The organism is Dysgonomonas sp. 521 (genome assembly GCF_010501055.1).
Lineage (GTDB): Bacteria > Bacteroidota > Bacteroidia > Bacteroidales > Dysgonomonadaceae > Dysgonomonas.
On the sequence record NZ_QVMO01000109.1, the window covers coordinates 1 to 10673 of the forward strand.

The 10673-nt window shown below is 41.5% G+C and carries 8 protein-coding genes and 1 pseudogene; all 9 read right to left on the reverse strand.

The window, feature by feature from the left end:
- Positions 1–219 (reverse strand): annotated as a pseudogene (locus tag D0T84_RS22645) (hypothetical protein); the annotation flags it as partial.
- A gap of 168 nt (positions 220–387) precedes the next feature.
- Positions 388–1119 carry a 1-acyl-sn-glycerol-3-phosphate acyltransferase gene (locus D0T84_RS19645; protein WP_163309553.1) on the reverse strand — a complete coding sequence of 244 codons (732 nt, stop codon included), beginning with the start codon at positions 1117–1119 and terminating at the stop codon, positions 388–390.
- 94 nt (positions 1120–1213) lie between these two features.
- Positions 1214–3910 carry a valine--tRNA ligase gene (locus tag D0T84_RS19650; protein WP_163309554.1) on the reverse strand — a complete coding sequence of 899 codons (2697 nt, stop codon included), beginning with the start codon at positions 3908–3910 and terminating at the stop codon, positions 1214–1216.
- Positions 3911–4232: 322 nt separating this feature from the next.
- Positions 4233–5264 (reverse strand): thiamine-phosphate kinase, encoded by a 1032-nt coding sequence (gene thiL / locus D0T84_RS19655; RefSeq protein WP_163309555.1) that lies wholly within the window; start codon positions 5262–5264, stop codon positions 4233–4235.
- Between the two features lie 128 nt (positions 5265–5392).
- On the reverse strand, positions 5393–6055 hold the full coding sequence (locus tag D0T84_RS19660) for a hypothetical protein (protein ID WP_163309556.1): 663 nt from the start codon (positions 6053–6055) through the stop codon (positions 5393–5395).
- 10 nt (positions 6056–6065) lie between these two features.
- Positions 6066–6668 (reverse strand): hypothetical protein, encoded by a 603-nt coding sequence (locus D0T84_RS19665; RefSeq protein ID WP_163309557.1) that lies wholly within the window; start codon positions 6666–6668, stop codon positions 6066–6068.
- A gap of 10 nt (positions 6669–6678) precedes the next feature.
- A complete protein-coding gene (locus D0T84_RS19670) occupies positions 6679–8118 on the reverse strand; it encodes a transglutaminase family protein (protein ID WP_163309558.1) in 1440 nt (479 codons plus the stop codon).
- A 540-nt stretch (positions 8119–8658) separates the two neighbouring features.
- On the reverse strand, positions 8659–9474 hold the full coding sequence (locus D0T84_RS19675; protein ID WP_163309559.1) for a purine-nucleoside phosphorylase: 816 nt from the start codon (positions 9472–9474) through the stop codon (positions 8659–8661).
- Positions 9475–9941: 467 nt separating this feature from the next.
- The coding region (locus D0T84_RS19680) for a DUF1566 domain-containing protein (protein WP_163309560.1) at positions 9942–10673 on the reverse strand (732 nt) is incomplete at its 5' end.

Consider the following 10673-nt stretch of genomic DNA (forward strand, 5'->3'; position numbering starts at 1 on the left):
AAAATTGAATATATTCTCGAAATTTATTCTAAAATATTGTTCACAGTACCGGGAAAAACGAGCAAGTTGCAAGAAATTTATTTTACCTTTAATGCATAAATAAAACATTAGCAGGTGGAATATAAAATTTTTTCTTGTCTGCTTGATATTTGAAAAAATATCTGAACTTAAAGTATTAAGTATAAATGCATTAGCATTTGGATATTCGTTGGTTGTCATTACTTTATAGATTTTGGTCAATCTACTAAGATATTGATAATCAGCGAACTATCCAAATTATTTAATGCTTATTTTGTTGAAAATCAATCAATTATATCTATTTATAACGAACTATTGATATCAAAGACCTCTTTGTAATAGATAATTATTTTTATAAATAAAAAACTTCTATCTATTCTCTTCCGGCAAAGCAGATTCAATAATGGAATATACCTTGTCTATCAGGTCTGAAATATCGTCGGCTTTGAGATTTGCAGTCTCTATAGGGTCATGGAATGTTAATTTAATTTTAGCAGGATTCATTCTCCACGAATGAATTGGCAGCACTTTATATGCGCCGTCGATAGTCAGGGGCACAATCGGAAGTTTCAGGCTTACAGCCGTCTGAAATGCTCCTTTCTTAAACTCTGCCATCTTCCCGTCCGGCGAACGGTGCCCTTCCGGAAAGACCACTGTAGACATCCCGTCTTTCAGGGTATTCTTCGTGTTGCGCATTGTATCCACAATGCCTTTCCGGGTAGTGGAATCAACAAATACATGCCCCGCTTTTGCCGAAGCGAAACCGACTAACGGCATTTTCTTCAGGCTTTGCTTCATCAGCCATTTGAAGTTATGGTCGAGATAACCGTAAATAAGGAAAATATCAAAGGCTCCCTGATGATTGGCTACAAAAACATACGACCGGTTCTTATCCAGATTTTTATTCCTGTTAACCTTAATTCGCAACAATGCAACTGCACATACAAATCTTCCCCATATTACGCCGGGATAATAACCCCAGAATTTATTATTCCCGAAGGTTGAGCCAATGATTATAGTAAGTGTACACCAAATAGTGGCTAAGATTAATAACGGAACAAAGATGATCCATTGATATAAGAGATACAGGGCATTAATCATTATAGTTTCTTTTTCAATAGTTTTATTTGCAACTTTTTGGATATTAAAAAGGAGCTGCTACATGTGCAGCTCCTTATCTTTATCAATCTGATTATTATTTACTTAAATTAGCAATACTTTCTTGTATTGTTTTTATCTTGCTTTCAGCATCCGCCTGTTTTTTGCGTTCGTTTTCCACAATTTCAGGTTTGGCGTTAGCAACAAATTTTTCGTTACTCAATTTCGCTGAAACTGATTTAAGGAAGCCTTCGAGGTATTTCAGTTCATCGTTCAGCTTTTTCAGTTCGGCTTCTACATCTATATTATTACCCAGTGGAATAGAATATTCGGTTGTACCCACTAAGAACGAAGCCGCAGTAGCATCTTTTTCGCTAACGGTATCGATAGATGAGAGATTACCCATTTTGGAAATAACACTGCTGAATGCTGCATTGTAATCGCCTATAACCTCAAGAGACAATTCTTCCTTATTTGGAATATTCTTTTGCAAGCGCACCGTACGGATACCGGCAATCACGTCTTTTATTTTTTCGAAAGTATCTATCAGACCGGCATCGAATGTCATCTCTTTCGGCATATCGGATACCATGATACTCTCTCCTTCTTTTCTCTCTTTCAGAGCTTGCCAAAGTTCTTCTGTGATAAACGGCATAAACGGATGCAGCAAACGAAGCAGGGAATCGAAAAAGCCCAATGTAGCTTCATACGTCTTCTTATCTATCGGCTGCTGATAAGCCGGTTTCACCATCTCAAGATACCACGAAGAAAATTCATCCCAGAACAGTTTATACAGAGACATCAGTGCCTCTGACAAGCGGTATTTTCCAAACAAATCGTCCAGCTCTGCTACAGTCTTTGCCAGAATATTCCGGAACCACTCAATAGCTATTTTTGATGATTCGGGTTGTTCTATAGAGTCGCTTACCTCCCACCCTTTCACCAGGCGGAATGCATTCCATATCTTGTTATTAAAATTACGTCCCTGCTCGCATAGGCCTTCATCGAATGGCAGGTCGTTACCCGCAGGCGACGTCAGCAGCATACCCATACGCACACCATCGGCACCGTATTTTTCCATTAGTTCGATAGGGTCGGGCGAGTTACCCAGCGATTTGGACATCTTGCGTCCCTGCTTATCACGCACGATACCTGTGAAATATACATTGTGGAAACAAGCTTCTCCGCGATATTCGTATCCCGACATAATCATACGTGCCACCCAGAAAAATATAATCTCTGGAGCGGTTACAAGGTCATTGGTAGGATAATAATATTGTATATCCTTATTATCCGGCTGATTGATACCATCAAATACGGATATAGGCCACAGCCATGACGAGAACCACGTATCAAGACAATCTTCATCCTGACGTAAATCGAAGCCTCCCCCTGCCCCTCCTAGGGAGGGGTGTTTGGCGATAGCCAACTCTCTAGCCTTTTCTTCATTTTCGGCGACTACAAAGCCCCAGCTTCCCCCTTCGGGGGGACTGAGGGGGGCGTCTATATAATAAGCCGGAATACGGTGTCCCCACCATAGCTGGCGGCTGATATTCCAGTCTTTTATATTCTCCATCCAGTGGCGGTACATATTCTTGAATTTTGCCGGATGGAATTTGATTGTATCATTCTCTACAGCATCAAGTGCAGGTTTTGCCAGATGTTCCATTTTGAGGAACCATTGCATGGAGAACTTAGGTTCTATCACAACATCTGTACGTTCCGAGTAACCTACTTTATTTACATAATCTTCAACTTTAAGTAATTGTCCTGCTTCTTCCAAATCCTTTACTATCTTTTTACGGACATCAAAACGATCCATACCAACATAAGATTTAGCAACCTCTAATAAATGATAATCATCATTAATATAACTATCATTTACAGTTCCATCATCATTAAATATGTCAATTATATCCAGATGATATTTTTGCCCCAATTTATAGTCATTTTCGTCATGAGCAGGCGTTACTTTCAAGCAGCCTGTTCCAAATTCCATATCAACATAATCATCCATTATTATATCGACAGGTCTGTTTATTAGAGGAACAAAGACTTGTTTGCCCTTCAAATATGTATAACGAGGATCATTGGGGTTTACACAAACGGCTGTATCTCCTAGAATTGTTTCAGGACGTGTTGTAGCGATTACTATATAACTATCTTCGTCTTTGTATTCTGTAATATAATATTTTAGGTAATATAGTTTGTTATGTTCCTCTTTGTATATTACTTCCTCATCTGATACTGTAGTTTTCGCCTTTGGATCCCAATGAACTATCCTTGTATCACGATAGATAAGTCCTTTGTTATATAAATCCACAAAGACTTTGAGAACACTCTCTGAGCGTTTTTCGTCCATTGTAAAACAGGTACGATCCCAGTCGCAGGATGCTCCCAATTTCTTTAATTGTTCAAGGATGATACCTCCATGCTTGTGAGTCCACTCCCAGGCATGTTCGAGGAACGCTTCACGGCTCAGGTCGTTTTTGCTGATACCTTCTGCTGCCAGTTTAGCCACCACCTTTGCTTCCGTAGCGATAGAGGCATGGTCTGTACCGGGAACCCAGCAGGCGTTTTTACCCATCATACGGGCACGGCGTACAAGTATATCCTGTATGGTATTGTTCAGCATGTGCCCCATGTGAAGCACACCTGTGACGTTTGGCGGAGGAATAACGATTGTATAAGGTTCGCGACTATCCGGTTCGGAATGGAAGAACTTATTCTCTAACCAGTATTTATACCACTTATCCTCTACTTCGGCAGGATTGTATTTACTTGCAATTTCCATATTTACGTATGTTGTAATGTATTTCGAATGACAAAAATACAAAATAGTTGTTTATATACTTCTATTTGATAAAAAAAGCCTCAGAATCTTTATTATAAATTCTGTGGCTTGTAAAAAATTATATGTTAATGCGAATCAAGGGTTGAAGTATCGCTCACAAGAGCGAAACGTAGCCCGAAGGGCGTTCGGGAAGAAATCAGGCTGAAACACCGTTCGGGCAACATAGTAATATGTTTAAATTCGAATGGATATTCTTTGTTATGTACTCAGCCTAATAATAAATTAAAAAAAGCTGTACTGTGTATTTATTTTGCTTTGCTTTTCACTCCTCCCCTATCGAATCCCAGCCCTGTGCTTTCAGTTCTATCTCTGTACCGTCACGGGTTTCAAGAACAAGTCCGTTCCCTTCTTTCGTGATATGTCCTATTACATGCACGCCTTTTATCTTAGATACCTTGTCGTGCAGATATAATGGAACAGTAAACAGCAGTTCATAGTCCTCTCCCCCATTCATGGCCACGGTGGTCACATTCATATTGAACTGCTCGGCCATCATGGCTGTCTGATAATCGATAGGGATGCGCTCTTCGTATATATGGCACCCTACCCCACTTTGTTTGCAGATATGCTTTAGCTCGGAAGACAATCCGTCGGAAATATCGATCATCGAAGTAGGCACAATCCCCTCTTCTGCAAGGAACCTGACGATATCTTTCCGTGCTTCGGGTTTTAGCTGCCTTTCCAAAAGATATTCTTTCCCTGTAAAGTCCGGCTGGAAATCGTCTTTTCCATCATATACAGCCTTTTCGCGCTCAAGCAGCTGAAGCCCCATAAAGGCAGCGCCCAGATCGCCTGATACACAAACCAGATCGGTTTCCTTTGCTCCGTTACGGTAAGCAATTTTGCCTTCTTCGCCTTCGCCAAGGCAGGTAATGCTGATAGCAAGGCCGGTAAGCGAAGCCGAAGTATCGCCGCCAACAAGGTCTACGCCATACTCGTGGCAGGCAAGGGCAAGGCCATCGTAAAATAGTTCCAAATCTTCAACGGAGAAACGCTTTGAGATACCCAAGGATACCGTCACCTGTTTCGGTTGCCCGTTCATGGCATATACATCGGAGAAATTGACAACGGCAGACTTGTAGCCTAAATGTTTCAGAGGAACGTACATCAGGTCGAAGTGGATACCTTCGAGCAACAAGTCGGTAGTTACCAGCGTCTTTTTATTCGCATAAGACAATACAGCCGCATCGTCCCCTACCCCTTTTTCCGAACTCGCGTTTTTTAATTCTATATTTTTTGTCAGATGGTCAATCAGACCAAATTCTCCTAAACTGGCTATCTCTGTTCTTTTCATTTATCTAAGTAACTGTTTAAATTGAATACAAAAATAGTCATTCTATCCTACTTTGTAATTAAAATTTCAGATTTCAAGATTTCAAAATCATAAAGTTAGAAATGTTGTTTATAAAGAATCTGATCGGCTTATAAGTCTTGTTGCGAACACATTCTTTCAAAGATGCGATATGCAAAGCCTTTGGGATCTGATTCATTTATAGATCTTTTCTCATCCGATAACTGCAATTCTTCCGTGCCGCCATCGGCGAAATTGAAGATGATGGATTTATATTCCAGTATATTGCGGTTGCAGTCTATAGCCAGATTGAATGAAACCGTTCCCACTTTGCTTTTCTGGAAAACAGTAGTTGACACATAGGAAGCCATTTCCTCACTGAAATTGAAATCTTTTATAAAAATTGTTCGGGCTACAGATAAGGCGTAATCCATGATATACTTATTCAACGCTTCAGGATCAATCTTTTCGGGATCGGGCTGTGACTGTACATACGCCATTATATCAGCTTCCATTTTATCTTTCAGGCCATCCATTATGGTAGCCAGCTTCACCGAAAAGCCATCCATTATATTTTTTACATAAGCCTCATCGGGAACCACAGCAAGCGGATCTCTACGAAGTTCCTCACTTTCAGCTTTATGCACTTTCAGGTAAATCTTCCCGTCTTCGTTTCTAACTGAGCCATTGTCGATAATGGCAGGATAAACATCCAGTATATCTATTTTGATATCCTGAGAAAAAGAAGGAATAGTAAATAATAAAAAGAGAGAAAAGAAAAGATATTTTTTCATAGTTAAAATATTATTGTGTTTCTGTAAATCCGTGAATTTTTGCATACTTGCTGGCTTTGTTGAAAACATTAAATATGGCTATGGGAAGGTTAACAGGAAAGAATATGGTCGTTATTAAAAATTGCCCCATATTATAATCAAATCCCATTTCGTCTATTCCACCCACGTAGTCATCTTCAAAATCATATAATTGTTGGTTTACCGAATAAAAAAGTAAAAAATTAATAAAAGGTATTATAATAACAAGAAAGAAAGAAGCCGCTGGAGCAGAATCAGATAAATAATATGCAAGAAAAGCTATAGGTATTTCAAAAATCATACTGAATACACCTATACTAAAATATTTAATATCTTCCTGCAGGCAATCCTGATGTTCAAAATTATCAAGATACTTATTAAAAATCCGAAGCAGCCATGAAAAAAGCACTGCATGAAGAGCTATCAGAAAAAGAAATAATTCAAATAAATGAAAAAGAAATAATGTAAGAACAATAGATACAAGAATCAGTTGCAACACTATACAAATAACCCTAGGCGCAAAAAAGTCCTGCCTTATCAATTTAGGCATTTCCTCCTTTGTCTCATTGTCCAAAACCGGATATTCAGTTGACATAGTAAAAACCTTAATCCAAATATTCCACATCAAAGTCCCAGTTCCACTGATTGAAGTAGATATTTCCCCCGCGCCATTCGAGCTCTCCCCGCTGAAAATCTACCGTTTCGCTGCGTAGATAGGTCTTTTCGGGAAACAGAGGACGGGAATAATCATCGTTCACTATCCAGCGGTAGGCATCTATGCCGTTTGCAAAAAAGTATGCGATATCGTTACCCATATCCAGGTTGCGCCTGCCGAAAGACTGGTCGACAGGTACCCAGCCAATGCCTTCGAAATAGACCTCTGCCCAGTCGTGCAGGTTAAGGCCTCCGGGGTGCATCATAAATCCGCTTTGCCACTTGGCAGGGACGCCGTTGTACCTTGCCAGCGTAATAAAGAGAAGCGCTACCTGCCCGCAGTCTCCGTGGCCGTTTTCGATCACATATTCAGGGATATTGGCTATGGTAGAATATTCGCGTGCGCCTGCCCACGGGTAATTGTCGTTGATAAAGTCAAAAATCTTCTTCACTTTCAGGTAAGGATTCGTTTCATTACCGATGATCTGACTAGATAGTTTCTTTATCTGGTCGGTGAAGGTCACATGGGTTTCGCGTTCGGCAGTGTATTCTTTATATAAATCTGATCTAACATCATAAGGCTTTACGTTTTCCGGCTTTATATTGAACCATTCTGCCGCCGAAGTATACGAAAACTCAAAAGCGAAGGTCAACGGTTTATCCTTCTGCGCAACCTTTTGCATATACAGGGTGCGCTGCGCATAATCCGATGGTGCCACGATGTAATTATCATCGTTTACCCACAGCAGCTTCACATCTGTTTGCCGGTGGTTGTCTTCGCGCGGATAAGGCAGCCAGCAACGCACCATTTCTCCGGCAGGTACAACGTTGGGTTTCAGGGTTACCGAATATTTTACCTTCATTCTCACCGGTTTTGCCTGAGTCTTATTATTGCTTTTAAGCTCACTCACTACAGCCGGAAGATGCGTTTCCAGCACTTTTTGCACCCCGTCCTTCTGGTAGCCGTCTACTTCAAGCTTGCGCCCGATCGCCTGCTTATTTATCCTGAAAAGATTAGGGGCTCCCCTACCGAAATATTTCTTTTCCCCGTTGATCACTGTCGATTCCAGAGACTTCTCACTCTCCCACCCCGCCAGCATTTTATCATCCACGTCAGGGTAATATTTCTTTATAAATCCGATAACATCAGATTTGCTTTTCGAGAAATCAATCGTTATCCTGTCCAGGATATCTTTTAATGAATTCAGGCCATAAACCTGTTCAGGCGGAAGGTTATTCTGAGCGATATAAAAATCAATTGACTCCTTTGCTTTATTATAATCCCCTGTCTGTACTTCCTTATTTATCTGAGAAAGAGTTACTTTTTCCTGTGCAAAGGAAATACCGGGAATAGACAGTAATATAAGCAGTAAAAAATAACGTGTTTTCATATTATATACTAAGTTGTGTTCTGTAAGTAATTAGTAACTGTTTAAATTTTATTCGTTCAAATTTTTAGAGATGTTTTTGAGATGCTTTTTTCTTTCTCGAAACGATAATAGCGGGCTATTTGAGTTGAGAGAAAGGAAAAAACAGCCGAAAACAGACTAAAAATGAACGAAGAAAAAGGTATAATAAAATATTCGTATAAAATTTAAACAGTTACTTAGTAAAATATGCGAATCAAGGGTTAAAAAACACAGTAACTTATTGTCCCGAAGGGACTGAAGGTGGATAACCACGGGCAAAACCCGTGGCAGGGACTGGCTGGAAAATATGTCTCTGTAGGAGGCAAACAGCAAAAACAAATGTCATTCGCCTCCTACGGAGACGGCCTCTCCCTATCCGATTTTTCCACGGGTTGTACCCGTAGTTATCCATGATTAGCCCACTTCGTGGACTTAGAAACTGTTTAAATTTTATACGAATATTTTATTATACCTTTTTCTTCGTTCATTTTTATGCTGTCTCAGATTTTTATCCGTGCCTCCCTATTTGAGCCTTCTTATTACCTCCTGCATGATATATGCCATTTTCGGCTGGGCTATTTTGGCGGCTTCCTGCACATCTTCGTGCGTTACTTCCACTATCTTGCCAATGATGCCTATATCGGTAATGATAGAGAACGCCAGCACCTTCATTCCGGCATGATTGGCAACGATCACCTCCGGCACGGTAGACATACCCACGGCATCGCCGCCTATAATCCTGAACCAGTTGTACTCGGCAGGGGTTTCGAACGTAGGGCCTTGCGTACCTACATATACACCGTGTTGAAGTTTTATATTATTGTCTTTGGCTATGTCCATAGCCATCAGCCGGAGTTCCTTGTTGTACGCCTCGCTCATATCGGGGAAACGTGTGCCAAGCTCTTTATAGTTCTTTCCGTGCAGCGGATGCTCAGGGAACATATTGATATGGTCATCGATAAGCATAATATCGCCTATATCGAAGCTTCCGTTCATACCGCCAGACGCATTGGATACGAACAAGTATTGAATACCAAGCGCCTGAAACACGCGAATAGGGAATGTTACTTCCTTCATCGTATAGCCTTCGTAGTAGTGAAAGCGTCCCTGCATGGCCAGAACAGGTTTCCCTCCCAGCTTGCCGAATATCAGTTTGCCACTATGCCCCTCTACTGTAGACAGGGGGAAATTAGGTATTACCTCGTAAGGCATTTCCTTTTTGTCACTTATTTCGTGCACCAGTTCGCCCAGCCCTGTTCCCAGAATGATAGCTATATTGGGAATAACCTCAACTTTGCTTTTTATAAATGACGCGGTTTCGTGTATCTTTTCTAACATATCGTATCTTTTATTATAATCGTTCAAATATACATTTTTTTAATTGAATTACCAGCAAGTTACCTTTATCGTTGCAGGGGATTTATAATCCCCTGCTTATTATCTGAATCTGCCATCCGGTTATTATATGCGGATTGCAAATCCTGATAGTAAGAACTTCGGGGGTTGCAAAGGACGAGGTTGATAGTGGACAATTGACAGTGGACAATAATAATCCTATTCATTTTTTATCACCGTAGGGACAGGGTAGAACCCTGTCCCTACGGGTGGATGAATCGTAGGGGCGACCTGTCGGTCGCCCGAAATGAACAAAAAACATTTGTATCAACGGGCGACCGGCAAGTCGCCCCTACCAGTTCCCGCAGGCAGAACCAACCACCTGCGGGATATAAAGCCCCTCCTTGCCTCCCCGGAGGGGAGGAACCTACTCTCCCCCTTGGGGGAGCCGGAGGGGGCTGGATTGTTAGTTAAAAACTCCTGACACAACGCACATAGTTGGTGCGCGTCTTACTGTACCTGATCGCATACTGGCTGTAGAAGCCCCAGCGCCATGCGTAGGTACCACTGGACTCGGTACTACTCCAGTAGGTGTCAGTACGCAGGTTGGAAGTATTGGGTGCGGAAGTAGGCTGAGTAGACAGTGCAGCATGGATACTTTGCAACGCGCCCAACTCGGCAATAGTAGGAAGTCTCCAACCCATAGCGCGGTGCTCAGTATCAATGTAACTGGTAGTACCATGAAAACCGTTAGCGCATCCACCATTGACCTGAGCGTCATTCCAAGTGTCGGTTACAGACGTACCACTCGAATTCACGGCATCGGTCTTGTAGAAGCAAACATCCTTACCGGTAGCTTCGAACTTAGCGGATATCTGATCGAAAGTTTGGGTAGACGTTGTATAACTCAGATAACCATCCTTATCCAGAGCAGACGGCAACACAGTGTACTCCCCACCGATAGCAAAATATCCCGGGCAACAAGTACAATCTTGCACCGATATATCAAGCTTAAGCATCACATCGGTACCCAAGCCGTCCGCCTGGTTGTTATACACTACATAAAGCTCGGCTTTCAATGCCTGATTGCGGTCTAAGCCGCCTGCACCGTTCTCGGCACTTGGCTTGTTCAGGTCGTCACGGTATTTTACCGATACGGTGAATGTACCGCTCAGGTCGGTTCCCGTTGCCCACGATGTACT

Bases quoted from the DNA above. Each gene is read 5' to 3' on its own strand.
- D0T84_RS19645 (WP_163309553.1), bottom strand. From the start codon at position 1,119: ATGATTAATGCCCTGTATCTCTTATATCAATGGATCATCTTTGTTCCG.
- thiL (WP_163309555.1), bottom strand. From the start codon at position 5,264: ATGAAAAGAACAGAGATAGCCAGTTTAGGAGAATTTGGTCTGATTGAC.
- D0T84_RS19660 (WP_163309556.1), bottom strand. From the start codon at position 6,055: ATGAAAAAATATCTTTTCTTTTCTCTCTTTTTATTATTTACTATTCCT.
- D0T84_RS19670 (WP_163309558.1), bottom strand. From the start codon at position 8,118: ATGAAAACACGTTATTTTTTACTGCTTATATTACTGTCTATTCCCGGT.
- D0T84_RS19675 (WP_163309559.1), bottom strand. From the start codon at position 9,474: ATGTTAGAAAAGATACACGAAACCGCGTCATTTATAAAAAGCAAAGTT.
- D0T84_RS19650 (WP_163309554.1), bottom strand. From the start codon at position 3,910: ATGGAAATTGCAAGTAAATACAATCCTGCCGAAGTAGAGGATAAGTGG.
- D0T84_RS19665 (WP_163309557.1), bottom strand. From the start codon at position 6,668: ATGTCAACTGAATATCCGGTTTTGGACAATGAGACAAAGGAGGAAATG.